Origin of the sequence: Curtobacterium sp. MCPF17_011, from assembly GCF_003234145.1 — a bacterium.
Classification (GTDB): domain Bacteria; phylum Actinomycetota; class Actinomycetes; order Actinomycetales; family Microbacteriaceae; genus Curtobacterium.
In genome coordinates this window covers 260,487-285,176 of the sequence record NZ_QKSK01000004.1, presented here as the reverse complement: position 1 = coordinate 285,176, position 24,690 = coordinate 260,487, and the positions used below count along the sequence as shown (strand labels likewise).

The 24,690-nt window shown below is 72.6% G+C and carries 28 protein-coding genes and 1 tRNA gene; 14 read left to right on the top strand and 15 right to left on the bottom strand.

Annotation, left to right across the window (positions count from 1 at the left end):
- Positions 1–405 precede the first annotated feature (405 nt).
- Both DEJ25_RS07410 and DEJ25_RS07405 read left to right on the top strand, forming a co-directional pair.
- Positions 406–1,458, top strand: a complete 1,053-nt coding sequence (locus DEJ25_RS07410) for a hypothetical protein (RefSeq protein ID WP_111044292.1) — start codon at positions 406–408, stop codon at positions 1,456–1,458.
- Positions 1,455–3,029 (top strand): phenylacetate--CoA ligase family protein, encoded by a 1,575-nt coding sequence (locus tag DEJ25_RS07405; RefSeq protein WP_258366443.1) that lies wholly within the window; start codon positions 1,455–1,457, stop codon positions 3,027–3,029. Before DEJ25_RS07410 ends, DEJ25_RS07405 begins: the two co-directional genes overlap by 4 nt.
- A gap of 10 nt (positions 3,030–3,039) precedes the next feature.
- Here DEJ25_RS07405 and DEJ25_RS07400 read toward each other — a convergent pair whose 3' ends face one another.
- The gene (locus DEJ25_RS07400; RefSeq protein WP_111044273.1) at positions 3,040–3,594 is read right to left on the bottom strand and encodes a hypothetical protein; all 555 of its coding nucleotides are present in this window, start codon (positions 3,592–3,594) and stop codon (positions 3,040–3,042) included.
- Between the two features lie 78 nt (positions 3,595–3,672).
- Between DEJ25_RS07400 and DEJ25_RS07395 the strand changes: the two genes are divergently transcribed.
- Positions 3,673–3,745, top strand: a tRNA-Val gene (locus tag DEJ25_RS07395).
- Between the two features lie 126 nt (positions 3,746–3,871).
- Here the strand turns inward: DEJ25_RS07395 and DEJ25_RS07390 are convergent.
- The 5 genes from DEJ25_RS07390 to DEJ25_RS07370 all read right to left on the bottom strand — a co-directional run bounded on the left by DEJ25_RS07390 (position 3,872) and on the right by DEJ25_RS07370 (position 7,397).
- A complete protein-coding gene (locus tag DEJ25_RS07390; protein WP_111044272.1) occupies positions 3,872–4,153 on the bottom strand; it encodes a hypothetical protein in 282 nt (93 codons plus the stop codon).
- A 50-nt stretch (positions 4,154–4,203) separates the two neighbouring features.
- Complete coding sequence (locus DEJ25_RS07385; protein ID WP_181427369.1) at positions 4,204–4,755, bottom strand: GNAT family N-acetyltransferase; 552 nt, start codon at positions 4,753–4,755, stop codon at positions 4,204–4,206.
- Between the two features lie 41 nt (positions 4,756–4,796).
- Positions 4,797–5,474, bottom strand: coding sequence for a DUF402 domain-containing protein (locus DEJ25_RS07380; protein WP_146240630.1), 678 nt, complete (start codon positions 5,472–5,474; stop codon positions 4,797–4,799).
- A 131-nt stretch (positions 5,475–5,605) separates the two neighbouring features.
- Positions 5,606–6,631: an LLM class flavin-dependent oxidoreductase gene (locus DEJ25_RS07375; RefSeq protein ID WP_111044269.1), complete on the bottom strand. Its 1,026-nt coding sequence runs from the start codon at positions 6,629–6,631 to the stop codon at positions 5,606–5,608.
- Between the two features lie 49 nt (positions 6,632–6,680).
- Complete coding sequence (locus tag DEJ25_RS07370; RefSeq protein WP_111044268.1) at positions 6,681–7,397, bottom strand: alpha/beta fold hydrolase; 717 nt, start codon at positions 7,395–7,397, stop codon at positions 6,681–6,683.
- A 163-nt stretch (positions 7,398–7,560) separates the two neighbouring features.
- Here DEJ25_RS07370 and DEJ25_RS07365 point away from each other — a divergent pair, with 163 nt between their 5' ends.
- Positions 7,561–8,667 (top strand): fatty acid desaturase family protein, encoded by a 1,107-nt coding sequence (locus DEJ25_RS07365; RefSeq protein WP_375334543.1) that lies wholly within the window; start codon positions 7,561–7,563, stop codon positions 8,665–8,667.
- A gap of 117 nt (positions 8,668–8,784) precedes the next feature.
- On the opposite strand, the gene DEJ25_RS07360 is transcribed toward DEJ25_RS07365, so the two are convergent.
- Entirely contained in the window at positions 8,785–9,168 is a 384-nt protein-coding gene (locus DEJ25_RS07360; RefSeq protein ID WP_111044267.1) for a DUF2267 domain-containing protein, read from the bottom strand.
- Positions 9,169–9,406: 238 nt separating this feature from the next.
- Between DEJ25_RS07360 and DEJ25_RS07355 the strand changes: the two genes are divergently transcribed.
- Together DEJ25_RS07355 and DEJ25_RS16380 are read left to right on the top strand one after the other, a co-directional pair.
- Positions 9,407–10,168, top strand: a complete 762-nt coding sequence (locus DEJ25_RS07355; RefSeq protein WP_111044266.1) for an SDR family NAD(P)-dependent oxidoreductase — start codon at positions 9,407–9,409, stop codon at positions 10,166–10,168.
- 227 nt (positions 10,169–10,395) lie between these two features.
- The gene (locus DEJ25_RS16380; RefSeq protein ID WP_146236801.1) at positions 10,396–10,581 is read left to right on the top strand and encodes a hypothetical protein; all 186 of its coding nucleotides are present in this window, start codon (positions 10,396–10,398) and stop codon (positions 10,579–10,581) included.
- Positions 10,582–10,588: 7 nt separating this feature from the next.
- On the opposite strand, the gene DEJ25_RS07345 is transcribed toward DEJ25_RS16380, so the two are convergent.
- Together DEJ25_RS07345 and DEJ25_RS07340 are read right to left on the bottom strand one after the other, a co-directional pair.
- Positions 10,589–11,848: an APC family permease gene (locus DEJ25_RS07345; protein ID WP_111044265.1), complete on the bottom strand. Its 1,260-nt coding sequence runs from the start codon at positions 11,846–11,848 to the stop codon at positions 10,589–10,591.
- Positions 11,849–11,920: 72 nt separating this feature from the next.
- Positions 11,921–12,382 carry a BLUF domain-containing protein gene (locus tag DEJ25_RS07340; protein WP_111044264.1) on the bottom strand — a complete coding sequence of 154 codons (462 nt, stop codon included), beginning with the start codon at positions 12,380–12,382 and terminating at the stop codon, positions 11,921–11,923.
- Between the two features lie 117 nt (positions 12,383–12,499).
- On the opposite strand from DEJ25_RS07340, the gene DEJ25_RS07335 reads away from it, so the two are divergent.
- On the top strand, positions 12,500–14,566 hold the full coding sequence (locus DEJ25_RS07335) for an acyltransferase family protein (RefSeq protein WP_111044263.1): 2,067 nt from the start codon (positions 12,500–12,502) through the stop codon (positions 14,564–14,566).
- A 59-nt stretch (positions 14,567–14,625) separates the two neighbouring features.
- A complete protein-coding gene (locus DEJ25_RS07330; RefSeq protein WP_111044262.1) occupies positions 14,626–15,585 on the top strand; it encodes an SDR family NAD(P)-dependent oxidoreductase in 960 nt (319 codons plus the stop codon).
- Positions 15,586–15,740: 155 nt separating this feature from the next.
- Here the strand turns inward: DEJ25_RS07330 and DEJ25_RS07325 are convergent, their stop codons facing one another.
- The 3 genes from DEJ25_RS07325 to DEJ25_RS07315 are packed head-to-tail and all read right to left on the bottom strand — an operon-like array spanning position 15,741 to position 17,109.
- Entirely contained in the window at positions 15,741–16,166 is a 426-nt protein-coding gene (locus tag DEJ25_RS07325; RefSeq protein ID WP_111044261.1) for a RidA family protein, read from the bottom strand.
- A complete protein-coding gene (locus DEJ25_RS07320; protein ID WP_111044260.1) occupies positions 16,163–16,600 on the bottom strand; it encodes an HIT family protein in 438 nt (145 codons plus the stop codon). The genes DEJ25_RS07325 and DEJ25_RS07320 overlap by 4 nt, the downstream gene beginning before the upstream one ends.
- The gene (locus tag DEJ25_RS07315) at positions 16,597–17,109 is read right to left on the bottom strand and encodes a heme-degrading domain-containing protein (protein WP_220033184.1); all 513 of its coding nucleotides are present in this window, start codon (positions 17,107–17,109) and stop codon (positions 16,597–16,599) included. The genes DEJ25_RS07320 and DEJ25_RS07315 overlap by 4 nt, the downstream gene beginning before the upstream one ends.
- Positions 17,110–17,173: 64 nt before the next feature.
- On the opposite strand from DEJ25_RS07315, the gene DEJ25_RS07310 reads away from it, so the two are divergent.
- Together DEJ25_RS07310 and DEJ25_RS07305 are read left to right on the top strand one after the other, a co-directional pair.
- A complete protein-coding gene (locus DEJ25_RS07310) occupies positions 17,174–18,658 on the top strand; it encodes a reverse transcriptase family protein (RefSeq protein ID WP_146240629.1) in 1,485 nt (494 codons plus the stop codon).
- A 49-nt stretch (positions 18,659–18,707) separates the two neighbouring features.
- The gene (locus DEJ25_RS07305) at positions 18,708–18,959 is read left to right on the top strand and encodes a DUF4287 domain-containing protein (RefSeq protein ID WP_111044258.1); all 252 of its coding nucleotides are present in this window, start codon (positions 18,708–18,710) and stop codon (positions 18,957–18,959) included.
- A gap of 17 nt (positions 18,960–18,976) precedes the next feature.
- Here the strand turns inward: DEJ25_RS07305 and DEJ25_RS16985 are convergent, their stop codons facing one another.
- Positions 18,977–19,945: an acetylxylan esterase gene (locus DEJ25_RS16985; RefSeq protein ID WP_111044257.1), complete on the bottom strand. Its 969-nt coding sequence runs from the start codon at positions 19,943–19,945 to the stop codon at positions 18,977–18,979.
- Between the two features lie 129 nt (positions 19,946–20,074).
- Here DEJ25_RS16985 and DEJ25_RS16980 point away from each other — a divergent pair, with 129 nt between their 5' ends.
- The 3 genes from DEJ25_RS16980 to DEJ25_RS07285 all read left to right on the top strand — a co-directional run bounded on the left by DEJ25_RS16980 (position 20,075) and on the right by DEJ25_RS07285 (position 22,350).
- Entirely contained in the window at positions 20,075–20,632 is a 558-nt protein-coding gene (locus DEJ25_RS16980) for a hypothetical protein (protein WP_111044256.1), read from the top strand.
- Positions 20,619–21,299, top strand: a complete 681-nt coding sequence (locus DEJ25_RS07290) for an RES family NAD+ phosphorylase (RefSeq protein ID WP_111044255.1) — start codon at positions 20,619–20,621, stop codon at positions 21,297–21,299. The genes DEJ25_RS16980 and DEJ25_RS07290 overlap by 14 nt, the downstream gene beginning before the upstream one ends.
- 70 nt (positions 21,300–21,369) lie before the next feature.
- Positions 21,370–22,350 carry a hypothetical protein gene (locus DEJ25_RS07285; RefSeq protein WP_110904563.1) on the top strand — a complete coding sequence of 327 codons (981 nt, stop codon included), beginning with the start codon at positions 21,370–21,372 and terminating at the stop codon, positions 22,348–22,350.
- Between the two features lie 33 nt (positions 22,351–22,383).
- On the opposite strand, the gene DEJ25_RS07280 is transcribed toward DEJ25_RS07285, so the two are convergent.
- Together DEJ25_RS07280 and DEJ25_RS07275 are read right to left on the bottom strand one after the other, a co-directional pair.
- Positions 22,384–22,959 carry a GIY-YIG nuclease family protein gene (locus DEJ25_RS07280; protein ID WP_111044254.1) on the bottom strand — a complete coding sequence of 192 codons (576 nt, stop codon included), beginning with the start codon at positions 22,957–22,959 and terminating at the stop codon, positions 22,384–22,386.
- Between the two features lie 37 nt (positions 22,960–22,996).
- Complete coding sequence (locus DEJ25_RS07275) at positions 22,997–23,842, bottom strand: siderophore-interacting protein (RefSeq protein WP_111044253.1); 846 nt, start codon at positions 23,840–23,842, stop codon at positions 22,997–22,999.
- Positions 23,843–23,918: 76 nt separating this feature from the next.
- On the opposite strand from DEJ25_RS07275, the gene DEJ25_RS07270 reads away from it, so the two are divergent.
- Positions 23,919–24,587, top strand: coding sequence for a heme oxygenase (biliverdin-producing) (locus tag DEJ25_RS07270; RefSeq protein ID WP_110904560.1), 669 nt, complete (start codon positions 23,919–23,921; stop codon positions 24,585–24,587).
- Positions 24,588–24,690 lie beyond the last annotated feature (103 nt).

Sequence of the window (24,690 nt, the reverse complement as noted above, 5' to 3'; positions counted from 1 at the left end):
GGGGTGGCCGTGGCGACGGCCGCTGCGGGGGTGGGTCGGGCCTCCCGGTCGGAGTCGGTGAGGGACCACGTGACCGTGGCGGCGGCGACCACGACGGCGAGCGCCCCGGCACCGACGATCCACCGGCGTCGTGTGTCGCCCTGCTGCGGTCCTGACGGTTCCGTCATCGAAGTCCCCGTTCCCCTGTGGTCATGGTGCTCTCGGCTGGGCCCATGCTGCTCTCGCACGGGCCCATGGTGCTCTCGCCTGGCCCCGTGCTGCTGTCGCCTGGACTGCGTCCTGGCCCGCTGTCCTTCCTCCACAGCATCCCAGACGGTGCTGCGTCATCCACAGGCATTCTCGAGCGGGCATGGGCGTGGACGGGTGGTGCGTATGCTCGCGGCAACGACCACCGAGGGGGAACCGATGGCCACACCATGGACCGGCATCATCGAGGATGCACGGCACTACCCGTCACCGCACAACTCGCAGCCCATCGTGGTGCGGGTGGAGGACGACCGCATCGCGACCGTCTTCTACGACCTGCGGCGGGGACTGCCGGCGGAGTCCTTCGGGATCCCGTTCGGGCACGTCTGCGTCGGCGTGTTCCTCGCCGGGCTCGACGTGGTCGCCCGAGCGCACGGCTTCACGGTGACCGAGTCACTCGACCATGCCGAGATGGACTTCGGCCGGGTCGACCGAGACCCGGCGGACCACCTGCACCGGCTCGGCAGCGTCGCGCTGACGCCGCACGCAACGACGGCTGCCGACCGGGAGGCCCTGCACGGCTTCCTCGCTCGGCGCACCTCGCGCAGACCCTACGACGCGACCCTCGTGGACGACGACGTGATCCGGGCGTCGGAGACGATCGCGGCGCAGGCCGGTCACCGGTTCCGGACGACGGCGGACCGGGCCACGGTCGACGAGATCGTGCGCGTGAACCAGACGACGCTGTTCGACGACCTGCGGAACGACGCGGTGCACACCGAGATCCTGCACTGGCTGCGGTTCTCGAAGCGCCAGGCGGCGGACACCGGGGACGGACTGTCGGCCGAGACGATGCTCATGCCGGGGCCGGTGCTCAAGTTCGCGATGGAGCACCGCGGGCTGTGGGAAGCACCCGGCATCGGCACCACGTTCAAGAAGGTCTACCTGTCGACGATGCGGGGCGTGCGGCAGCTCGGCTGGCTCGAGGGGCCGTTCGGGTCGCCGGCGGAGTACGTCGAGGCCGGTCGGACGTTCATGCGCATCTGGCTGGACCTCGATGCGCGGGGGATCGCCCTGCATCCCTTCGGGACGGTCATCACGAACCCGCGGTCGCACGCGGCCTTCGTCGAGCGTGCCGGGGTCGACGAGTCCGACGGGCGGATGGCGTGGATGCTGTTCCGCTTCGGCCGGAGTGCTCCGCCGCCCCTGGCGCACCGACGGCCGGCGTCGGCGATGACCCTCGCCGCGGCTGCTGACGGCGGTGTCTCGTGAAGCGAGCGGCGGTGTTCACGGTGGTCTGGGTCGTCGAAGCGGTCGTCGGACTGTTCATGCCGCGGGTCGGGACGCACAAGTTCCTGCTCGCGCCGGGCATCGAGCCGCTCCGCTGGACCCTCGGGCGGTGGCGTGCGTGGCGGACCGCGGAGCTGGCGGCGAAGCGGGTGCCCGCGTACCGGGCGTTCCTGGCGGGCGTGGGGCGTTCCTCCCGTCTGGACACGCGCAGCGGGATCGCCACCGCGTTCTCGGGACTGCCGGAGATGGACAAGGAGTCCTACGTCAAGCGGTGGAGCATCCCGGAGCGCTGTCTCGACGGTCGGCTGCCGCGGCGCGGTGTCGTCGTCGACGAGTCGTCCGGGTCCTCCGGTGTCCCGACGAGCTGGGTGCGCGGACCCGACGAGCGGCAGGCGACGCGGCAGCTGCTGCAGCTCGGGTTCGCCCGGACCTCGAAGGAACTGGCGAAGCAGCCGTTCGTGCTCAACGCGTTCTCGCTCGGTGCATGGGCGACCGGGATGAACGTCACGGCGTCGCTCACCGAGTCCACGATGATCAAGTCGATCGGGCCGGACCGCGACAAGATCGTGCAGACCATGCAGGAGTTCGGCACCGGTTTCACCTACGTGATCCTCAGCTACCCGCCGTTCCTCAAAGCGCTGTTCGAGGACGACCGGATCGACTGGCGCGAGTACACGATCGTCGCGGCGTTCGGCGGCGAGGGCATCAGCGAGAACATGCGCGCCCACATCGAGCAGTACGCGCACACTGTCCTCGGGTCGTACGGGGCGAGCGACCTCGAGATCAACCTGGGCATCGAGACGGGCTTCTCGGTGGCGCTGCGGAAGGCGATCGCTGCCGACCCGGCGCTCTCGACGTCACTGACCAAGCAGTCCGAGTACGGCGTCCTGCCGATGGTGTTCCAGTTCAACCCGTTCGGCTACCTGATCGAGACGAACGACCGCGGCGAGCTCGTCGTCACGATCGCCCGCTCCGAGAACATCAGCCCCCGTATCCGGTACAACATCCACGACCGTGGGCACGTGGTGCGGATGCGCGACCTCAGGCCCGTGCTGCGGGCGACCGGGCACGAGGACCTGCTCGCGGAGGCGGAGCTCGACCTGCCGCTGCTGTTCCACTACGGCCGATCGGACCTGTCCGTCGACTTCAACGGCGCTGTCGTCGCACCAGACGCCGTGCGCGACGTCGTGTACGGCGACCCGGTCCTGCTCGAAGCGATCGAGAACCACCGGCTCATCAGCTACGAGGACGATCACGGCGACCGCCAGCTGCACATCGCCTTCCAGCTCGCCGCGTCGGCCGACTCGTTCGACGCCGATCGCGCCCGGCCGGCCGTGGTCGCCGAACTGCGCCGGCTCAACCGCGACTTCTCGAACGCGATCCGCACCGCACCTCCGGGGACGCTGCCGACCGTGGCGTTCTACCCGTACCGGACCGGGCCGTTCCGCGACGACGGCCGGAAGCTCAAGAACGAGTACGTGTGGCAACTCGGGCCGGGCTCGGTGGACGAGTGGGACCTGGACCTCGGGTGGGTGGCGCCGAAGGAGGCCTGAGCGGGGCGGCTCAGTGGTACTGCGGCGGCCAGTCGAACGGGGCCGGGCGTTGCGGGACCTCGCCGATCGTCGTGACGGCGAGCCCGATCTCCCCTCGGTTCGTCAACTCGATCGACCGTGGGTTGCCGAAGAACCGCTTGCCGTCCACCCAGATCGTCAGCTCACCGTGCAGTCCACCGACGTGCGCCGGCCCGAGGGAGACACCCCATTCGTCGAAGAACTGCCCGAGCGTGAACGTCTGACGGGTCGGGGACTCGACGTGCAGGATGCCGGACGTGTCGTGCGTGTGCAGCTGTGCGGCGAAGCGCTGCGCCTTCGCGTGCCCGATGTTGCCCGGGACCACGACCGGGGTGTCGCCGTTCGTGATGGTCAGATGCGTGTGCACGTGTTCCGCCAGGCGTTCGCCCCAGACGTTCTCGAGCCCGGCCTCGTCAGCGCGGTGGGCGAGGTCCGTCGGACGTGGCCATGGCGGCTCGACCGAACTCGTGTCGGCACCGGGTGCCGAGCAGCCCGACAGCAGGGCGACGAGCACTGCGGCGGCGACGGCGGCGGGGGAGCGGCGCATGCGAGCGAGCGTAGTCACGGGCTCGGCGTCGCTCTCGGCGCACCCGTAGGATGTGGGGTGCACCCAGACGCGGTGCGAGGGCCTTTAGCTCAGCTGGTAGAGCGCCACGTTTACACCGTGGATGTCGTCGGTTCGATCCCGGCAGGGCCCACCGGAACGCGCGCTCGTCCTCCTCGGCCGCTTCACCTCTTCCGACGGCGACGTGATCGGAGAACAGTCTGTCGCCGGGGTCGCCGTGCCAGCGGTGCGGTGCAGGACGGGAACCGCGGATCGAGTTTCAGATGTGGCTCGCCAGGCGTGCGGCCTGCTCGCGGTCCTTCTGGTGCTCGCGGACGACGGCACTGACCGCGAGCCACGAGACCAGGGTGCTGAACGCCGCGACGAGCAGCGTCCCGCAGATGCTCGACATCCACACGATGGTCTGCGCGTTCACGGCGATCGTCTCGAGGTCTCCGCCCGCTCTGGAGAAGATGACGAGCGCGCTCGCTCCCGTCCCGATCGCCCCGGCGAACATGATGATCGTCATCGCTGCGAGAGCTCCGCGCCAGCCGTTGTCCATGGCTCCGACCGTACTGGCCCTCGGACCGGAGATGCGAGCAGCACTCGGACTCAGACTCGCCCCTCTCCCGCGATGCGCGACCACACCGCCAGGTCCACCCGGCCGTCATCCGTGGACCCGGCGTTCCGCGCGACGCCCTCGCGAACGAACCCGGCGTGGGAGGCGACCCTCGCCGATGCCGAGTTCCCTGTCGCGATGCGGAGCTCGACACGCTCGAAGGAGTGGACGTCGAGCAACCACGACGAGAGCGCGCGCACCGCAGCGGATGCGTGACCCTGACCGCGGAATTCCGGCGCGAGCCAGTAGCCGATCTCGGCCGTGCAGGCGCGCCAGTCGACACGCTTCACGTCGATGCACCCGGCGAGGGAACCCCCGACCCGGATGCAGCGGACCAGCCCGGCTCCGCTGGCACGGATCGATTCGGTGCTTTCGGTCGCCCACCGACCGGCGAGCTGCACCGTGTACGGGCGCGGGAGCGGCAACCACCGACGGATCTCGAGGTCCGCGACCGCTGCCGCGAGCGCCGGCCCGTCCGCCAGGCTGAACGCGGTCAACGCCGTCGTCGCGTCCACCGGGAGGACGGCGTCCGGGAGGCACGGCACCGCAGGCCGCGTCGGTTGCGTTGGACGGCCCTCCAGCCTGCTCACCGGACCACGCTCCAGTCCGTCGGCAGTCCGGGACCCGGCCAGGCGGGATCAGGGACCCAGCCCGTCCAGTCGGCGTCGAACGGGAAGCGGCGCGCGCGTGCGACCGCGGTCGCGTCCTCGCCCGCCTGCTCGACCACGGCGCGCATGGTCTCGGGCCAATGGCCGGTCGAGGCGTAGAACGCGAGCTCGTCCTCGTCCTTGTACCGGACGGACCAGGTACCGTCCGGATCGGTGGTGGCGACGACGTCGAGTGTCCAGTCCTGGCTGTCGAACCCGAGCGGCGTCCGGACCCAGGGCAGCTCGAGGTTGACGTACCAGTCCGGCAACCAGCCGGAACCGTCGTGCCAGCGCCAGACGGACCAGGGGGAGCCCTTCGGGTGCACGCGGACGACGGCCGCGCCCGTCCACCCGTCCTCGACGTACGAGCCGTCCCAGTCCGACGGCAGGACCAGGCGACCGTTCGGACCGCTGCCGACACCGGCGCGACGTCGGACCGCCGAGCCCGTGGGACTCGCGACCACGGCGAGGTCGTCGTCGTCGACCAGGACCCGGCCGGCAACCGCGAAGGCGACGGCGTCACCGCGGGCGCCGAAGTCGTGCACGCTCCGGAGGAGGACCGGGTCGCCCGAGGCGAACGGCTCGCTGCGACTGTCGGGACGGGCGCTGGTGTCCATGTCCCCGACCGTACTGGCCGTCGCACCGAGGAAGACGGATCGCACCGGCGCGAGGCGGGCGGGTCGGCGGCGCCCGGTGAGCCGCGGACCGTCGCGCTCGTCGGTCCCGCGCGACGGGCCTCCGTGTCAGGTCACCGGGCGTCCGTCGGGCTCCAGCCGAGTTCCGGGCCGAGCCGCTGCGCGATGTCGGTGATGATCTGGGCGGAGTCGTCCGGCTCGAGGTCGAACGGCAGCGCGAACGCGACTTCGGTGACCGCCTGGTACCCGGCATCGGCACGCAAGCGGTCCGCGATCTCCTCCGAGCTGCCCACGAGGTCCGCGGCGAAGAGCAGCCCTGCGGGCCCGATCGGGACCCCGACCCGCCCGGAACGCGAGTCGACGTACCGGCGGTAGCGCTCCTCCTGCTCGCGTGTCGCGCTGTCCGTGGGGATCACCACGAGCCCCTGGGAGATGCGGGCCGTGTGTGGAGCGGGGTGCGCGTCGAGGTACGCGTCGATCTGGGCCCGCTGGTTCGCGGCGAAGTCGGTGCCGACCTCGCTGCGGGTGACGCTCGACGTCAGTAGGTGGAACCCGTTCTCAGCGGCCCAGACGGCCGACCGTGTGCTGCCCGTCCCGTACCAGAGCCGATCGACCAGTCCGGGGCTGAGAGGTTGCACCGTGCGCGAGAGCTCCTCGATGCCGCGCCGCTCGACGGTGTCGGTGACGGGGTCTCCGCGGACGAGGTCGCGGAAGCGGAGGAGACGGTCGTGCCCGAGGTCCTCCTGGTCCGCAGTGTCGGGGTAGATCGCATCGCGGTAGAGGTCGTAGTTCATCGGTGGTCCGGCGGAGAAGCCGGGGTTCAGGCGACCGCCGAGGAGCACGTCCACCGTGCCGAGGTCCTCAGCGAGCCGGAAGGGGTTCTCCGCACCGATCGGGGTGACTGCCGTGCCCAGCTCGATCCGCGACGTCCGCTGCGACGCGGCAGCCATCACCGCGACGGGGGAGGAGATGCCGTGCTGCAGGTGTCGATGCCGGAACCAGGCGCCGTCCAGCCCGAGTGCCTCGCCGCGCTCGATCACACGGAGGGTGTCCTCGATGCCCAGGGACGGGCGAGCGGGGTCGAACGAGCCGATGGTCAGGAAGCCGACACGGTCCGGGGGAGTTCCGTCGAGGGGCATGCGCCGATCGTGTCAGACATCGAGGTGCCCGACCACGTCGCGGCGGTCGTCAGCGATCGAACACTTCCGGCAGCGCCGCCACGAACGCGTCGAAGTGGCTGTACCAGACGGAGTGCGCCGCCCCCGGGATGCTCCGCACCTTCACGCCCGACGACGCCAGGGCCGCCGCCGTCTCGTCGTCGACGTAGTGGCTCGGGTCGGCCCGGACGACGACCGAGCCCGGGCGCGGGGGCCACGAACCGCCCGGACCTGCCGCGATCGCCGCCGCCGTCGCCGGGTCGAACCGGGAGGCGGCCAGCGCCTCTACCTGACAGTCGCGCTCGCCGTAGTGCGGCTTGTCCGCGCGGAGCCGGTCCATCGTCCGGCTGTCCCGCTCCGCTACGTACTCGGCCTGCGCCTCGGTCCGGTCGTGCCCACCGCGGGTGGCGAACGGCGCGTCGACGTACACCGCGAAGCCGGGATCGAACCGTCCGGTCGCGACGGCCGCGGCGAGCAGGAGGCCGCCGAACGAGTGCCCGAGCGTGACCGTCGGCCGGACGCCCAGCGTGTCGAGTGTCTGCGCCACCGATGCTGCGGCATCGAGCACGGTCATCGTCGGACAGCGTGGTGAGCGTCCGTGTCCCGGTAGGTCGAGTGCGGCCACCCGGACGCCGCGGTCGGCCAGGAGGCCCGTGATGCGCCACCAGCTCTCCGCTGAGCCCGTCATCCCGTGGAGGAGCACCACCGCCTCGGGTCCCGCTCCGGTGGTCTCGGCGTGCAGCAGCATCCCCACATCGAAGCACGGCCGGTGCGTTCAGCGGCGATTCACCATGAGTTCCGCATGGTGGCGGTGGATTCGCATCTTCGACCCATATCGTCATCGCAAGCGCGATTGCGTGAACTCCTGTGCGCTGGTCGAAGGGCCACGATGACGGAAGGTCGGTCCCTCGTTGACCACCACCCCAGTCCAGTCGGGCTACACCCGCACCCGTCCCGCGACGAGCGGACGGGGCTCGAGCACATCGACGTACTCGGCGGTCCTGGCACAGGTGAAGGAGCACGACCTGCTCCGTCGCCGCACCGGGTTCTACTGGTCGCTGTTCGGGTCCTTGATCGGGACGCTCGCCCTCGCATGGGTGGCGTTCTCGTTCCTCGGCGAGTCGTGGTTCCAGCTCATCGTCGCCGGCGTCCTCGGGGTCCTGTTCACGCAGTTCGCCTTCTTGTCCCACGAGGCCGCGCACCGTCAGGTGTTCGCTTCGCAGCGGTGGAACGACCGGGCCGGCCGGTACGTCGGCACGTTCCTCGTCGGCCTGAGCTACTCGTGGTGGATGAACAAGCACACCCGTCACCACGGCAACCCGAACACGATCGGCAAGGACCCGGACATCGCGCCGGGCGTCATCGCCTTCATCCCCGAAGACGCTCCCGTCACCGGGTTGAAGGGCTTGTTCACCCGGTTCCAGGGATGGCTCTTCTTCCCGCTGCTCACGCTGGAGGGCATCAACCTGCACTGGTCCGCCGTGCGCGCTGTCGTGAGCGGCACCGGCACCACGGCGGACCGCCGGCACCGCGTCATCGAGGGCTCCCTGCTCGTCGCCCGGTTCGGCATCTACCTGACCGCCGTGTTCTGGTTCCTGCCGTTCGGGATGGCGTGTGCGTTCCTCGGGGTGCAGCTGGCCGTGTTCGGCGTGATGATGGGTGCCTCGTTCGCCCCGAACCACAAGGGCATGCCGACCATCGCACACGACGCGAAGGTCGACTTCTTCTCCCGCCAGGTCCGCACGTCCCGCAACATCCGCGGCGGCTGGTGGGTGTCGTTCCTGATGGGGGGCCTGAACTACCAGGTCGAGCACCACCTGTTCCCCTCGATGCCCCGCCCCGCCCTCAAGCAGGCACGGCTCCTGGTCCGCGACCACTGCGACAGCCTCGACGTGCCCTACACCGAGACCACGCTGCTGCGCTCCTACGGCATCGTCGTCGCCTACCTGAACCGCGTCGGACTCGCTGCGCGAGACCCGTTCACCTGCCCGATGGTGTCGCAACTCCGGATCAGCTGACCAGGGGCCGGCCGCGAGGAGGCGGCCCGCGACCGGGCTGATCCCGTCCGTGGTCGGGGCGGGTGCTCGGCGCGTTCCCGGAGCCGCTCCAGGTCCGCGCGTCTCGCACGGCGCAGGTCAGGTCGACAGCCCGAACGCCGTCAGGTGGTCGTTCGGCAGCTGTGTCGTCAGGTTCTCCCACGTACCCTTGGGCACCGCTTCGTGCAGGACGTCGAACACCGCACGGGCGCCCTCGCGGGCGGTCGACTCGTCGATGTCAGCCCGCCCGGCCACGCGCCGGACGAACTCGTCCGCGTCGAAACGTTCCGGCGCCTCGTCCACGCCGGTCAGGCAGTGCTGCAACTCATCCGGCAGCTCAGCGGCGACGGCGGCGGCCTCGCCACCGCTCAGTCGCTCGGCGAGGGTGCTGAGGGTCGCATCGGTGAGCGGACGCGCCCGCGTCCGCACGTGGGTGATGTCCGCGCGCTGCGCGACCAGGTCGACGAACTGTCCGGTGTCCATCCGGGCCTCCTGAGATCGGTTGACCCACCACGTTCGTCGCACCTGCCCTGAGCCTCCCCCAGGTTGTCGCGTCGACGCGGGAGGCGGGACTCCCAGGAGGCCCGGACCACCGCGCGCGGTCCCCGGAGGTCGCACAGGCCGGAATTGGGCAGTCTGCGCGAGGATGGCTGCGGCGACGACGCCAGCCGCGCCTCCCGTCAGCACCGCCTCCGGCGGCCCGACCTGTGAAGGACACCCCATGCAGCCCACCGCCCTGAACGGTTCCGTCGCCCTGGTGACCGCAGCCTCCCGTGGGATCGGACGGGCGATCGCGCTCGACCTGGCCACGAACGGTGCGGACGTCGCGCTCGGGGTCCGCGACACCGAGTCCGCCACTGAGCTCGCGGCGGAGATCAGCGCGATGGGCCGCCGGGTGACAGTCGTGGCGATGGACGTCACCGATCTGCCATCGTGTCGCCGGGCCGTCGACGACGTGATCGCCGACCTCGGGACCATCGACGTGCTCGTGAACAACGCCGGCGGCGGCATCGTCGAGGACGCGCTCGACGTCACCGAGGAACACTTCGACTCGGTGTGGGCGCTCACGACGAAGTCGACGTTCTTCGTCTCGCAGCACGTCGCCCGGCACATGCGGACCGCCGGCGGTGGGTCGATCGTGAACGTCGCCTCGCAGGCCGGGCTCGTCGCCCTGCCGGGGGAGTCGGTCTACTGCCTGAGCAAGGCCGCCGTGATCCACCTGACCAAGTGCCTGGCGGTCGAGTGGGGCCAGTACGGGATCCGGGTGAACGCGGTGGCGCCGACCTTCATCGAGACGGACGGCACCGCTCCCGCGCTGTCCGACGCGGCGTTCCGGACCGACACGGTCGAGCGCATCGCGGCACTCCACCGGATCGGGCAGCCGGAGGAGGTCGCCGCGGCGGTGACGTTCCTGGCCGGCGAGGGGGCCTCGCTCGTCACCGGGACCGCGCTGCCGATCGACGGAGGGTGGACGGCTCGCTGACGAGAGCGGGTGCGGAGACGTCCGAGCGGGCGCGTCGTCCCCACCGACTCCTGACACCGGTGCTCGGTCAGTGGCCGCTCCCTGCACACGCGCTCCTGTTCGGGTACGGCCATCCCATCGCCTTCGCGGCGGCCGCGGCGCTGCCGGCGGGGATCGAGGTGGCCGTCCGCGACGCCCCACGGGCACGGCTCCGACGCCTCCCAGGCGCGCGGGAGTCGGCTGTCCGCATGAGCGACAGCCACGAGGGAGCACCCATGGTCGACGGCGAACCCGTCACGGCCGAGCGTCTGCAGCACGACCTGTCCTTCGACTCGGACGCGATGCCCGAGGACGACCCGGGCACCGACGAGGACGCCCTCGTCGCCGACGCGGACCCCAGCGAGGAGGACGCCCAGGGATCGCAAGAACCCTGACGCAGCCTCAGCGGGGCCGGCGACGCTGCGCGATGAGACGCCCGGCTCGGTAGACGAGCCCGAGCGCGGTCACGACGACCCCGCCGACGATCGAGGGCCACGGCAACGCCGCCACCAGGACGACGCACCCAGCGGCACCGATGACGGCCAGGAGGCGCGGGTACCGCCGGTCCCGCCGCTCCTGTGTCAAGGCGGCCGCGTTCGCGACGAAGTAGTACAGCAGCACCCCGAAGGACGAGAACCCGATCGCCCCCCGCAGGTCGGTCACGGCGACGAGGACGCACACGACCAGACCGAGCACGACCTCGGCACGCGCCGGCACCGCCGTCCGCGGGTGCACGGCGGCGAACCACCCCGGCAGGTCCCGGTTCCGCGCCATCGCGAGGCTCGTCCGCCCGATGCCCGCGATCATCGCCAGGAGCGCCCCGAGGGCAGCAGCGGCGGCACCGACCTGCACGACGACGCCGGCCCACGGCTGCCCGGCCGTGGCGACGACGGACCGGAGGGGCGCGGCCGAGGCGGCCGTGCCTCCCGGCCCGAGGGCGTGCAGCGTGGCGAGCGCGACCAACGCGTAGACGACGAGCGCGATCCCGAGGGCGGTGGTGATCGCCCGGGGGATCGTGCGCGCCGGATCGACCACCTCTTCACCCAGGGTCGCGATGCGGGCGTACCCGGCGAAGGCGAAGAACAGGAAGCCGGCAGCCTGCAGGACCCCCAGCGGCGTCGCGGCGACGCCCGGGTCGTCCGCGGTCGGCCCGGAGTGCGCCAGCCCCAGGGCGACCACGACGGTCAGGGCGACGAGGGCGACCACGACGAGGACCCGGGTGAGGAACGCCGTCCGCGTGATGCCCAGCGTGTTGACCACGGTGAGGGACAGGACCACGGCGACCGCGACGGGCCGCTGCCAGGCCTCAGGCACCAGGTACACGGCGACCGTCATCGCCATCGCCGCCGAACTGGCGGTCTTGCCGATCACGAAGCCCCACCCGGCAGTGAAGCCGACCCAGGGTCCGAGGCGCTCCCGGCCGGAGACGTACGCACCGCCCGAGGTTGGGTACTGCGCCGCGAGCTGCGCCGACGACGTGGCGTTGCAGAACGCGATGACGCCCGCGACCAGCAGCGCGACGAGCACGCCGCTGCCGGCGACGGACGCCGCGGGGGCGAACGCCGCGAACACGCCCGCGCCGATCATGGAGCCGAGCCCGATCACGACGGCGTCCCGCAGCCGGAGACGCCGCGCGAGGGAGCCGGTCGTGGGAGCGGTCATCCGGCCATCCTGACCAGGTCAGGTGAACAGTGCGTGCTCCGTGTGCGGTGCAGCGGCCAGGCGGCCAGGCGGTCAGGCGGCGTGACGGCCGACCGACACCGACTCGAGCGGGCTGTCGCGCAGCTCCCGCCCACGGAACCAGCGCAGCAGCCAATCCGCCGGCGAACCCGACAGCCCGGCCGGCAGACCACCGCGGCGCTGCAGGAAGTCACTGAACCCCGGCTCGTCCCGGAGCTCCGCATCAGACGGGTTACCGAAGGCCATCGACCAGCCGTCGAAGCGGCGGGCGTCGATGTCCTCGCGGCTCAACGAACGGACGTCCCGGTGCCGCGGGTCACGCTGGATCGCGCCGAACCGGTCCTCGACACTCCAAGCCGGCCCCTCCAGGACCTGCATGAAGTGGCCGTCCTTGGCCACGAGCAGACCCGAGACACCGAGGGCGTCGTTCTTCAGACGCGCCTCACGCAGCAGGGCGACGAGCTGAGCGTCGGTGAGGTCGTCGGCGGCGATGGACATGTAGACGAGGGAGAGCATCGATCCACGATCCCCCGCATCCGCGGCACCGGTCAACCGCGGCCACTCCACGAGTCCGGATACCGCACCCGCCCCACGTCCCCTTCCGTTCACCCGGCGTCCCTACCGTCGCCCCTGATGCCGACGCAGCAGGCCCCCTTCCGCACCGACGTCCACGCCCTCCGCGCCGTGGCCGTCGTGCTCGTGCTCGTCTACCACCTCGACCTCGGCTGGCTCCGCGGCGGGTTCGTCGGCGTCGACGCCTTCTTCGTCGTCTCCGGCTTCCTCATCACCGGACAGCTCCTCCGCCAGCTCCGCGACACCGGACACATCGACCTCCCCGCGTTCTGGGCCCGACGGGCACGCCGACTCGCACCCGCCGCACTCCTCGTCCTCGCCGTCACCGCGACCGCCGCCGTGATACTCACCCCACGCCAGGACTGGCCCACCCTCGGTGCCCAGCTCGCCGCCAGCGCGCTCGCCGTCGAGAACTGGGCGCTCGCCGCTTCCAGCACCGACTACCTCGCCGCAGGGGACCCGTCCACGCCGTTCGAGCACTTCTGGTCCCTGGGCGTCGAGGAGCAGTTCACCCTCCTGTGGCCGCTGCTGCTCCTGGCGGTGTGGCGGGTGGTTCGACGACCAGGGTCCGGCGAGCGCGCCGTCCTCGTCACCGTCGTGGTCGTCGTCGCCGCGTCCCTCGCCTGCTCGTCCGTCCTCACCACCACGGACCCGGCACCCGCGTACTTCTGGCCGCACACCCGGGCGTGGGAGTTCGGCGTCGGCGCGATCCTCGCCCTCGCTCCCGACGCCGCCCCCGGTGCCGTGCGTGGCCCGCGTGTGCGGGCGGCCCTCGCCGTGACCGGGTGGCTCGGGCTCGTCGTCTGCGGCCTCCTCCTCACCCCCGCCGTCGTGTACCCGGGGACGGCTGCCGTCTTGCCCGTCGCCGCCACCGCCCTCGTCATCGCGGGACGGACCGAGACCGGCGTCCTCGGCCGGGCCACGCGCCTGGCACCCGTCCGCTGGCTCGGCCGGGTCTCGTACGCCCTGTACCTCTGGCACTGGCCGGTCGCCCTCCTGCTCCCACGGGCCCTCGACCTGCCCGCGCCGGCGCGTGTCGCCGTCACGGTCGTCCTCGCCGCGGGTCTGGCACACCTCACCACCGTGCTCGTCGAACGACCCGTCACGGCCGGGAGGCTCGCCCACCACCGACCGCGCGTCACCCTGGCCGTCGTGGCCGCTGCCACCGCCCTCGTGCTCGTCGTCCCGGCCGTCGGGTGGGGCACCCTCACCGGGCAGCTCCGGGAGGACCGTGCCCTCGCCACCGAACTCCGCACCGACAGCGACCGGTGCTGGGGTGCCGCTGCCATCGCGCCGGGGAGTGGGTGCGCGGTCGCCGGGGAGCCCGGACGCGGGACCACCCCGTCGACCATGACCGCCGCCTACGACGTGGACCCCACGTGGGACGACTGTCAGGCCGAGGCGACCGACGCCCGCAGCTGCGTCGTCGGCGTCCACGGCGGCACCCGGGTGGCGCTCATCGGCGACTCCCACGCACACCAGTGGTCCTCAGCCCTCATCGCCCTCGCCGAGCAGCGCGGATGGGAGCTGCACCTCATGGTGAAGGGCGGGTGCGAGTTCTCCCACGTCCGCTGGAGTGACGTCTCCGCCGCGGACGAACGACGCTGCGGCGTGTGGAACCGTGCCGTCGACCGGTCCCTCGCGGCCGCAGCGCCGTACACGCTCGTGTTCACGTCCGCTCGGGCCGACCTCCGGGGGGCACCGGAGGGGACGGACCCCGCGAGGAGCGCGGGTGACGGGTACCGAGCCTCCTGGCAGCCCCTCATCGACCGCGGAGTGAGGATCGTCGCGATCCCGGACACCCCGGCGGTCGGCAGCGGTGTGCAGCACTGCGTCGACGAACACCGCGTCGACCCCGGGTCCTGTCGGATCAGCACCGGGCGCGCGTTCGCTGCGGCGGACCGGCTCGTCGCCGTGGCGCGGACGACACCCGGGGCGGTCGTGACGGACATGACGCCGTCGTTCTGCGTGCAGGGGGCCTGCCCCGCGGTGATCGGCAACGTCCTCGTCTACCGCGACTCGCAGCACCTCACCCGCACGTACGTCACCACGCTCGTCGGAGCGCTCGGGCAGCGGACGGACGCGGCCCTCGGCGCCGCAGGTCCCGCAGGTCCCGCGGAGCGGTAGCACTGCGGTCGGGGGACAGCGTTGTGCTCGCCACCAGTGCGGGCGGGTAGTCAGGACGCATGGGTCATCGTTTCCGCGGCAAGGTCGTCGTCATCACCGGAGCATCGAGCGGCATCGGCCGGGCTGCTGCGCACGAGTTCGCCAAGCAGGGCGCCACGCTCGTCCTCGCCGCACGCGGGAAGGAGAGCCTGGAGGCCGCGGCCGCCGAGTGCCGCGCGCTCGGTGTCGAGGCCGTCGCGATCCCCACCGACGTCGCCGAGGAGCGGCAGGTCAACGACCTCGTCGCCACCGTCACCGCCCGCTTCGGTCGCATCGACGTGTTCGTCGGCAACGCGGCGCTCTTCGTGTACGGCCTGTTCGAGCAGACCCCGACCGAGGCGTTCAAGCGCGTCGTCGACACCAACCTGCACGGGCACGTCCACGCGGTCAAGGCCCTGCTGCCGCACTGGAAGCAGCGCGGTGAAGGCACCTACGTCCTCGTCGGCTCGATCCAGTCGCTGCTCTCCGCGCCGTACCAGTCGGCCTACGTGACGAGCAAGCACGCCGCCCTCGGGCTGATGGACGTCCTGGCGGACGAGCACCAGGGCACCGGCATCCGCTTCGGCGCGGTGCTGCCGTCGACGATCGACACCCCGATCTACCAGAACGGCGCGAACTACACCGACAAGGCCTCGCACCCGCTGCCGCCCACCGTCTCCGTGCAGCGGGCCGCCAAGGCCGTCGTCGCGCAGGCCGTGCACCCGAAGCGCAACCGCTACGTCGGCCGCCTCCAGGCGTCGTTCGTCGCCGCCGAGTTCATCGTGCCGTGGCTGTTCCACCGCATCACGACACCCGCGGTCGAGGTCTTCGCGCTCCGCGGCCACCAGGCACCGACGGACGGAAACCTCTACGCCCCGAACGACGCCGGCAACGCCACCGACGGCGGCTGGGTCGCGAAGCGCCGTCGCGTCACCCGGCCGCTCGTGTGGCTCGGTCTCGCCGGGCTCGTCACGCTCGTGGTGCGGCGCGGCCGCCGCTGACCCGATCGGACGGACGGGAGGTTCGGGACCAGCTGGTCCCGAACCTCCCGTCCGGTGTGGTCGTCGCGATCGTCGTGGTCCTCGGCGTCGTCGCCGTCCTGGCGAGCCGCCGTCGCTCGGTCCCCGCCGACGACTGAGCCTGGCCATCGGTTGCCTCAGGGCGCATCGACGACCGCGGCCACCGCCTCCACCTCGACCAGCTGGTCGTCGTACCCGAGGACGGTGACGCCGAGCAGCGTGCTGGGCACGTCATGCTCGCCGAACGCGTCGCGGACGACCCGCCAGGCGGCGACCAGGTCAGCCTGGCGGGACGATGCCACGAGCACACGAGTGCTGAGGACGTCGGTCATCCGTGCCCCGGCGTCGGCCAGTGCCTGCCGCAGGTTCGCGATGCACTGCTCGGCCTGGGCGGCGTGGTCACCCGGCGCCACGGTGGCGCCGTCCGCGTCGAGTGGGCAGGACCCGGCGAGGAACACGAGTCGGGCGTCTGCCGGAGCGGTCGCGGCGCACGCGTACTCCGTCGGGCTCAGCGCGGCGGACCGGAGGAGCCGGACCGCCGACGGCCGCTCGGCGTCCGTCACTCGAACATCTCCGCGAGCATCGTCGACGCGTCCCCGTCCACCACGTGGGCGGACCGCGCCTCCGGCCAGCGCAGCACCCCGTCGTCGGGCCAGGACGGGACGACGTGGAAGTGCAGGTGCGGCACGCTCTGCCCGGCGTCGGCACCGGTCGCGCTGAGCACGACGACCCCGGTCGCGCCGAGCGCGGCGCGCATCGCCCTGCCGACCTGCTGGGCGAGCAACGTCGTCGCTCGGAGCGCGTCCGGGGACACGTCCAGCAGGCCCGTGGCGTGCTCCCGCGGGACGACCAGCGTGTGTCCGGGAGCGAGTTCCGATTCCGGCAGCGGCCGGAACGCCACGGCGTCCGGCTCGCGCTCGACCCAGATCGTGCCCTGGTCGTCGTGCTCGATAAGGTGGCAGAAGACGCAGTCGTCCGGGAGGCCCGTCCCGGTCACAGGCGCTCGTCCTGTCGTGCGCGGTGCGCGCGCAGGGCCTCGACCACGAGGGCGTGGTCGTCGTGCATCTCCAGCCCGCTGACGCCGACGGCCCCGAGGAGGTTGCCGCGGACGAACAGCGGGAACCCGCCGCCGGCGGCCTGGTACTGCCGGGGGTCGAGTGCCGCGGCCTCGTCGAAGGACGACCCGCCGAGCTCGTACTGCGTCCGCACCGCCAGGGTGGCGTGCGCGAAGTGCCGGACCACGCGGAACTTCCGGTCGAGCCAGGCGTCGTTGACCGCGGCGGACCCGGGTGTCGCGGCGTGGAACACCCGCTGCTCGCCGAAGGACACCGCGAAGCCGATGCCGAGCCCCCGCTCGAGCGCGGTCGCCCGCAGCCACGACCCCACCGCCCAGGCATCGTCGAGGTCGAACGCGTCGTGGTCGAGTTCACGCTCCTCGTCGAGCAGCACGGCGAGCTTCTCGTCGGTCGGCAGGTCGCGGTAGCGGGCTCCGGTGGTGTCGGGCATGGTGCTCCTCACAGGGACGGCGGTGTCGCTCGTCACGGTAGCGGCTTCCTCCTATGGTGGGCACGTGGAGTTCCCGGGGGAGGCGGACGGCGCGCGTGACGCGTCGACCTCTCCGGGGTCACCCCGGGGCACGCAGTACCAGCAGGACCACACGCCCCGAGAGGCTCGGCGCGCTCCGCGCGCGCGTCCTCACGGAGGCACCGACAGGTCCTCCGGGAACCCCACGCCCCTCGACGTCGTCGCCACCGCGCTGGCCGACGCGTTCCTCGCCGCGGACGCGTGGGACGCCGACCACCTGACCGCTGCCGGGTACGACGTCGTCGGCCTGGAGCGTGCCTACGTGGGACTCGCGGTCCGGGCGGCACTCGAGGCGTCCCCACGGCCTCCCGTCGATGCGCCGCGCCGACTGGCCGCGGTCCTGGCCGGATCGCCGCCGCTGGTGCGCCTGCACGACTCGCGGCGCGACCGCCGACCGGTGCGGGTGCTGCTCCGTCGCGCAGTCGCCGTCCAGGCGGTACCCGCCGTGTCGAGCCGCCTGCTGGTCGACACGCTGCCCGAGCTCGCGCGGGAACTCGACGTGACCGTCGGTCGGCTGCTCTGGCTCGCCGACACCCGCGGCTGGAACCGTCGGCCGGGCCCCTCCAGCCCGCTGCACCACCACCGTCACGAGTGGGTCCGTCGCCCCGGACGGACGCCGCGGCTGCTGGAGAAGCCGATGGACCTGCTCCGCCGGACGCAGCGCACCGTGCTCGACGAGTTGCTCGCGGTCCTGCCGGTGCACGACGCGGCACACGGGTTCGTGTCCGGGCGCAGCGTCGTCACGGGCGCCGCCGTGCACGTCGGGCAGCAGATCGTGGTGTCCGCGGACCTCACCACGTTCTTCGCGAGTGTGCGGGCGCGGTCGGTGTACGGCGTGTTCCGGAGCGCCGGGTTCGCCGAACCGCTCGCGCACGTCCTCACCGGCCTCTGCACGCACCGGGTGCCGCCGCACGTCCTCACCGCGATGCCGCCCGGGGGCGACCCGGAGGAGCGGACAGCGCTCCGTCGGGTGCTCGCCGAGGCACACCTGCCACAGGGCGCCCCGACCTCGACGGCGCTGGCGAACACCGTGCTGCGACACCTCGATGCCCGGCTTGCCGGATGGGCTGCATCGGTCGGTGCCGCGTACACCCGGTACGCCGACGACCTGACGTTCAGCGGCGGGGCCGAACTGGCGCGGCGACCGGAGGCGTTCCTCCGCGGGGTGGAGCGGATCGTCACCGACCAGGGGTACCGGCTCAACGCCCGGAAGACACGGGTCCGGCGGGCCGGTGTCCGCCAGTCGGTGACCGGCGTCGTCGTCAACGAGCGGACCGCGCCCGGCCGCCGCGAGGTCGACCGGTTGCACGCGATCCTGCACAACTGCGTGGTGCACGGCCCGGCGTCCCAGGACCGTGGTGGGCACGCGGACTTCCGGGCGCACCTGCTCGGCCGGATCGGCTGGTTCGCCCAGGTGCACCCGGGTCGCGCGGTGCGGTTGCACGAGGAGTTCGCCCGCATCGAGTGGTGAACGGGACCGGGACCTTCCACCGGGCGCCTCGGCTCGCTACCGTGACGCCATGAGCGAGCACCGCGTCAGCGAACCGGCACCTCCGGCCGACGGCAGCAAGCCGAAGGGCCCGGCGTCGTACTTCCCGAGCATCGCGACCACCTACGGTCGACCCGTGCAGGAGTGGCTCGACCTGGCGGCCGACCGCCTGGACGACCACCGCCACATGGAGGTCGTCGACTGGCTGAAGACCGAGCACGGCATGGGGCACGGCCACGCGAACGCGGTCGTCGCCTACGTCGAGCAGGCCCTCGCCCGCTGACGCCGCCCCACCGCTCGTCAGCCGAACAGCGCGCGCAACCGGGGGAGCGTGTCGGCGTCCTCGTGCGGACCGCCGCCCTCGTGGCCGTTGTACTCCCAGACGGTGATCTCCTTCGGCCCCGCCCACGCGTTGTAGGCGGCGTACACGGTCGACGGCGGGCAGATCGGGTCCATCAGAGCGACCGAGAACCACGCCGGTGCGCTCGCGCGGGCCGCGTGCAGCACCCCGTCGAAGTAGGCGAGCGTCCCGAAGACCCGGTCGGTCGCGGTGCGGTGCGTCGCCAGGTAGTCGACGAGCTCGTGGTACGGGTACGCGTCGGTGATCTGCGTCGCGTGGCGGTGGTCACAGAGGAACGGCACCCGAGGGAACACCCCGGCGAGACCCTCGACCAGGCCGGCGACGGCGATCGCGAGGCCGCCGCCCTGGCTGCCCCCGAGGACCGCGATCCGGTCGCCGTCGATCAGATCGAGGTCACGTGCGGCGTCGACGGCGCGGACGGCGTCGGTGGTGAGGCGCCGGTAGTAGTAGGTGTCGGGCGACCCGATGCCGCGCGTCATCACGCCGGGGATCTCAGGGCCGGTGCCGTCCGGGTCGGGCGTGTCGCCGGTGGCCCAGCCCGAGCCCTGCCCGCGCGTGTCCATCAGCAGGTGTGCGACGCCGGCGGAGGCCCAGAGCAGTCGCTCGGTCGGGAGACCGCGGCCGCCGCCGTAGCCGATGTACTCGACGACGGCGGGGAGCGGTGCGTCGGCACTGCTGCCGGCGGGGACGGTGAGCCACGCGGCGATGCGCTGCCCGTTCCACCCGGCGAACGAGACGTCGTAGGTGTCGACGGTGGCCAGACCCGTGTCGACCCGGTCCGCCTGCACGGCGATCGGGTGCTCGCGTGCTGCGCTGAGGGTGCGTCGCCAGAAGTCGTCGAAGTCGTCCGGTTCGGCGACGCTGCCGCGGTACGAGGTGAGGTCGGGTCCGGTGATGTCGGTGTACACGTTCCGACCCTGGCACGAGGGCGCGCCGGACGGAAGACGGCCGCGGGGGACGTCGCCGTGACGAGCGGTTGACGCGGTTGTCGGTCTCCGAGTACCGTCGGGTTGACACGGTTGTCGAGAGGAGTCCTGATGGAATCGACACTGCACCGCACACGGGCCGCCGCCACTGCGGAGGAGCTCAGCCCGGCCGAGTCCGCGCTCCTGCGGGCGCTGACCGACCGGATCCGGCTCGGTGAGGCGGACGCCGCCCTCACCGACACGGCGGACGTCGACGCCCTGGCGGAGCGGATGTTGGCCGCCCTGCCGACCGTCAAGCACGAGGCAGACGCGCTGATCGGTCCGTTCTACGACACCGCCTCGTTGGCGAACTGGCGGGGTGTCACCCGGCAGGCGATCCACAAGGCCACCCAGAAGCGCGACCTGATCGGGCTGAAGATCGGCGACGGCACCCGGGTCTTCCCCGCGTTCCAGTTCGGCCGCTCGGGCCAGCCGCTGCCGCACCTGCGGCAGGTGCTCGACCTGATCGACCGGGACGGCATCGACCCCTGGGGCAGTGCGCTCTGGCTCAACACCGTCGCGGACGAGTTCGGCGGGACGACGGCCGCCGAGGCGCTCCGTGACGGTCGGGTCGAACCGGTCCTGATCGCCGCCCGCCGAGCCGCGCACGCCTGGCATGCCGACGCCTAAGCGGGAACCGGCGCGGACCGACGTCGCCCAGCAGGGACCGGCGGACGACCTCGACCTCACGGACTTCCCGGCCACCGAGTCCCGCGGCACCACCTTCTACCGGGCCAAGCGGCACGACCGCGGCGCCTGGTGGTTCGCATCGACGCCGGCCGACGCCGACGGGGTGGACGGCGGTCGGTTCGACCTCGCCGACCCGCGCGGCACCTGCTACTGGGCGGACACGGTCGAGGTGGCCGTGCGGGAACGACTGGCGCACCACACGCTGCACACGAACACCGTGTTCGCCGCCCGGGCGCGCGAGATGGTCGTCGTTGCGGCGCGTGCCTCCCGGGGCCGACGGTTCGCCGATGTGACCGACCCGACGGCGGTCCGCTTCGGCGTCGGTGCCGAGCTGCAGACGATGGGCGACTACCGCGTGCCGCAGGCCTGGGCGCGGGCGTTCGACGCAGCCGGGTTCGCGGGAGTCCGCTCCAGCACCCGGTTCACCAGCGCCGCCGCGGCGAACGCGTGGGCGGTCTTCGGCGACGCGGGCGTCCCCCGGAAGCCGCGACCCGAGCGGGTGCACCGTGACGGCATCGCGGCCTGTCGGGAGTCCGGCATCCGGGTGCTCGAGGACGGCTCGCAGGCCGGGCCCGAGCGGTTCACGATCGTCCCGCCGCCGCGCTGACGGGACCTTGCGCCGACGCCCTGGCCGACTCGGTCCCGCTGCTGTCGGTGGCTCGTCCTACCGTGCGGTCGTGGCCGAACCAGTGGATGCGTGGTGGCGCCGGCGGCAGTGGTCGCGCGGTGTCCCGGTGCCGTACGCCGTGGGCGAGTTCCGTGCGGAGTGGGCGTCATGGCCCGTCCTGGTGCGGCAGTACCACCCCGACTGGAACGCCGGCGTCGTCCTCACCCAGATCCCGCCGGCCGCCGACGTCCTGCTGACGTGGGAGTGCGACGTCGGACACGTCTTCGTCGCCACCCCGGGCGAGCAGCGGTCTCGACCCGGCCGCGAGCGTCGCCGGTCGGTGTGGTGCCCGGAGTGCGCCGTGCTCGCCCAGCCGCAGCGCTGGCCGGTGCTGCCCGAGGACTGGCCGAGCGCCGTCCCGGTGCCGCAGCGAGCCGTCCGTTCCACCGGGCGCCAGACCCTCCCGGCCGCGCCCGCACGCGGCCTGCCCGGCGGAGCGGTCGCGTCGTCCCGGCGCACCAAGTCCCGCACGCGCACCGGCGGCACCGGCGTCCCCGGCCGCGGCACCCGGACGACCGCGCCCCGGACGATCTGTCCGAAGACCCCGCGGCTGCCGTCGGGGGAGTCGTTCGTCAGCCAGTGCGCACCGGCGCCGGCCTCAGCGGTCGAGGCGGAGCTCCGGGCCGGGCTGCGCGAGCGCCTCGACCTGACGTTCGAGCACACCGCGATCCGCCTCGACCGGCCCTTCCACGAGCACGTCGAGGTCTGGCCGGACATCATCCTGCCGGAACTCCGCGTCGCGATCGAGTACGACTCCACCGGTCGACACGGGCTCGAACACGTCGGCTCCCGCGAGGAGTCGGACCGCCGGAAGGACCGCGCCACCCGGGCCGTCGGGTGGGAGGTCGTCCGGATCCGCACCGGGCGCCTGCCCGTCCTGGGGCCGTGGGACCTGCAGGAGTCCGGGGTGTCCGGACGGACGATCGACCGGCTCGTCGACGTCCTGCGCGAGGTCCGCGGCCCGCTGTTCGTCGACGCCTACGCCCGCTGACGGCCGGCCGCGGCCGACACGGGCCGCCGACGCTCAGGACCGGAGCGCCAGCGCCTCGCTCATCCACCGCGTGTGCAGCGCCCACGGGTCGGGCACGCCGGCGGCGACGACGTCGACGTGCGCCAGGAGCTCCGGCGTCACGCGGAACCACTCCGTGCCCGGGTAGCGAGAGGCGGCGAACTCCGCGTGCCGCTGCCGTTCGAGGGTGCGGTCGCCGCGTTCGAACCCGAGCAGGTCCTGGTGGGCGATCCGGCCGAGCCGTTGCCGCGGGTTCGCCGTCGTCCCGATCTTGATCCGGTCGCCGGTGTCGTCGCGCATCCGCAGGTAGTACACGACGTCGACCCGTGGGGCGCCGAGCTCGCCGTCCGGCACGTCGCCGAAGCGCCACTCGCAGACGGCGCACACCGAGCCGGAGGGGAACCTGATCCCGATCCGTCCGCCGCAGACCAGGCACGGGCCGGGGAGGACGTCGTCCACCCCGACGTGCTCGGCCGCGAACTCGCCGATCAGCATGACGTGTCCGGTGCAGAGCGGCACCGGTGCGCCGGGGGAGCTGTCCGCCCCGCAGCCGGGGACGCAGCAGCGTGCGAGGCTCTCGGACCGGACCATGGGCGGAACGCTACCGACGGCCACCGACGACCCCGGGTCAGTCCGCGAAGACCACGCCGATCGGTTCGCGCTTCTCCTCCTGGAACCGGTCCTCGGCGCGGCCGAGCGCCCAGTACGCGGACAGCGACAGGTCGGCCTTCTCGAGACCCCAGTCGTCCTGCAGCACCCGCCGGATCCCCTTGATCGCGGCCCGCTCACCGTGCGCGAAGACGCTCACCGGCCGGGAGGCACGGGGCAGCTCGCGGGTCGCCGCCAGCAGCAGCGTGCCCGGCTCCGCAGCCGCCGCGTCGCGGTGCAGCCAGCGCAGCTCGACGGCGGCCGGGTGCACGAGCGGCAGCTCGTCGGCGGGGCCGGCCACCTCGACCAGGGCGACGCCCGTCGCGGTGGGGACCATGGCCTCCAGGGAGGCACCGATCGCGGGCAGGGCGCTGTCGTCACCCAGCAGCACGTGGGTGACCTGCGGGTCCTCCGAGGGGGCCCAGCCGCCGCCGGGGCCCGACAGGGCGATGCGGTCACCCGGCTGGGCCGCGGCGGCCCAGGGTCCGGCGAGCCCGTCGGTGCCGTGCACGACGAAGTCGACCGCGATGGTCCGGGCGACGGTGTCGACGGCGCGCACGGTGTAGGTACGGCGGGCCGGCAGGTCGGACTTCGCCATCGTCGCGCGGAGCACCTCGAGGTCGAACGGCGGTTGCAGGCCGGAGCCGGGCTTCGGGAGCATGAGCTTGACGTACTTGTCGGTGGTCGCCAGGCGGTCCGGGTCGGCGTGCTCGAGGAAGGCGTCGTACCCGGGGCCCCCGAGGTGGACGCGGACCATGTGCGGGCTGAGGCGCTCGGCGCGGTCGACGACCAGGACGTGCTGCGGGCGGTTCGGCTTGGGGCTCATCGGGGGACGAGCCTCCTTTCCTGGGTCTTCCTGCCGGGGGGTGACGACGGACACCTCGTGAGGTTAGCCTCACCTCATGAGCACGAACGTCGTCCCGTTCTCCGAGGCCCTGCGGGTCCGGACCCGGCGCTCGCACGGGGTCTCGGCCGGCCGCGGCTTCATGCACGACCTGGTCGAGGGGCGGTGCGACGTCGCCGACTACGCGACCCTCCTCGGGCAGTACGCTTTCGTGTACGACGCGCTCGAGTGCGCGGCCGACCGGATGGCGGACCACCCGGTCGCCGCCCCGTTCGTGACCAGCCGACTGACCCGCATGCCGGGCATCCGCGCCGACCTGGAGTACCTGGTCGGACCGGACTGGGACGAGCTGCTCACCCCGCTGCCGGCGACGACGGCGTACGTCCGACGGCTCAACGAGGTCGCGGCGACCTGGCCCGGCGGCTTCGTCGCTCACCACTACACGCGCTACCTCGGGGACCTGACGGGCGGCCACGCCCTCGGACGCCTGCTCGCCGACCAGTTCGGCTTCGAGACCAACGGCGTGCTGCTCTGGATCTTCGACCAGGTCGCCGACCCGGCCGCGTTCACCGACACCTACCGGGCGGAGCTCGACGCGGCCCCGTGGAGCGACGACGAGCGGGAGCGGGTGATCGCCGAGGTCGAGCTGGCGTACCGTCTCGACGCCGGGCTCCTCGCGGCCGTGGACCGGATGCGCCTCCCGTCCGCCCTGGCCGACCCGGCCTGAGCGACGGGCGCGTCCGACCGGGCCGTCCGGACGGTCGTCGTCACGTGGCGTCGGCGCCCGGTACGCTGCTGCCACGCCGGGACAGCCCGGACCGACCCGGGAA

Bases quoted from the DNA above. Each gene is read 5' to 3' on its own strand.
- DEJ25_RS07330 (WP_111044262.1), top strand. From the start codon at position 14,626: ATGGGTCATCGTTTCCGCGGCAAGGTCGTCGTCATCACCGGAGCATCG.
- DEJ25_RS07305 (WP_111044258.1), top strand. From the start codon at position 18,708: ATGAGCGAGCACCGCGTCAGCGAACCGGCACCTCCGGCCGACGGCAGC.
- DEJ25_RS07400 (WP_111044273.1), bottom strand. From the start codon at position 3,594: ATGCGCCGCTCCCCCGCCGCCGTCGCCGCCGCAGTGCTCGTCGCCCTG.
- DEJ25_RS07390 (WP_111044272.1), bottom strand. From the start codon at position 4,153: ATGGACAACGGCTGGCGCGGAGCTCTCGCAGCGATGACGATCATCATG.
- DEJ25_RS07290 (WP_111044255.1), top strand. From the start codon at position 20,619: ATGCCGACGCCTAAGCGGGAACCGGCGCGGACCGACGTCGCCCAGCAG.
- DEJ25_RS07275 (WP_111044253.1), bottom strand. From the start codon at position 23,842: ATGAGCCCCAAGCCGAACCGCCCGCAGCACGTCCTGGTCGTCGACCGC.
- DEJ25_RS07355 (WP_111044266.1), top strand. From the start codon at position 9,407: ATGCAGCCCACCGCCCTGAACGGTTCCGTCGCCCTGGTGACCGCAGCC.
- DEJ25_RS07270 (WP_110904560.1), top strand. From the start codon at position 23,919: ATGAGCACGAACGTCGTCCCGTTCTCCGAGGCCCTGCGGGTCCGGACC.
- DEJ25_RS07280 (WP_111044254.1), bottom strand. From the start codon at position 22,959: ATGGTCCGGTCCGAGAGCCTCGCACGCTGCTGCGTCCCCGGCTGCGGG.
- DEJ25_RS07340 (WP_111044264.1), bottom strand. From the start codon at position 12,382: ATGCTCTCCCTCGTCTACATGTCCATCGCCGCCGACGACCTCACCGAC.
- DEJ25_RS07345 (WP_111044265.1), bottom strand. From the start codon at position 11,848: ATGACCGCTCCCACGACCGGCTCCCTCGCGCGGCGTCTCCGGCTGCGG.
- DEJ25_RS07335 (WP_111044263.1), top strand. From the start codon at position 12,500: ATGCCGACGCAGCAGGCCCCCTTCCGCACCGACGTCCACGCCCTCCGC.
- DEJ25_RS07380 (WP_146240630.1), bottom strand. From the start codon at position 5,474: ATGGACACCAGCGCCCGTCCCGACAGTCGCAGCGAGCCGTTCGCCTCG.
- DEJ25_RS07370 (WP_111044268.1), bottom strand. From the start codon at position 7,397: ATGCTGCTGCACGCCGAGACCACCGGAGCGGGACCCGAGGCGGTGGTG.
- DEJ25_RS16380 (WP_146236801.1), top strand. From the start codon at position 10,396: ATGAGCGACAGCCACGAGGGAGCACCCATGGTCGACGGCGAACCCGTC.
- DEJ25_RS07375 (WP_111044269.1), bottom strand. From the start codon at position 6,631: ATGCCCCTCGACGGAACTCCCCCGGACCGTGTCGGCTTCCTGACCATC.
- DEJ25_RS16980 (WP_111044256.1), top strand. From the start codon at position 20,075: ATGGAATCGACACTGCACCGCACACGGGCCGCCGCCACTGCGGAGGAG.
- DEJ25_RS07410 (WP_111044292.1), top strand. From the start codon at position 406: ATGGCCACACCATGGACCGGCATCATCGAGGATGCACGGCACTACCCG.
- DEJ25_RS07360 (WP_111044267.1), bottom strand. From the start codon at position 9,168: ATGGACACCGGACAGTTCGTCGACCTGGTCGCGCAGCGCGCGGACATC.
- DEJ25_RS07315 (WP_220033184.1), bottom strand. From the start codon at position 17,109: ATGCCCGACACCACCGGAGCCCGCTACCGCGACCTGCCGACCGACGAG.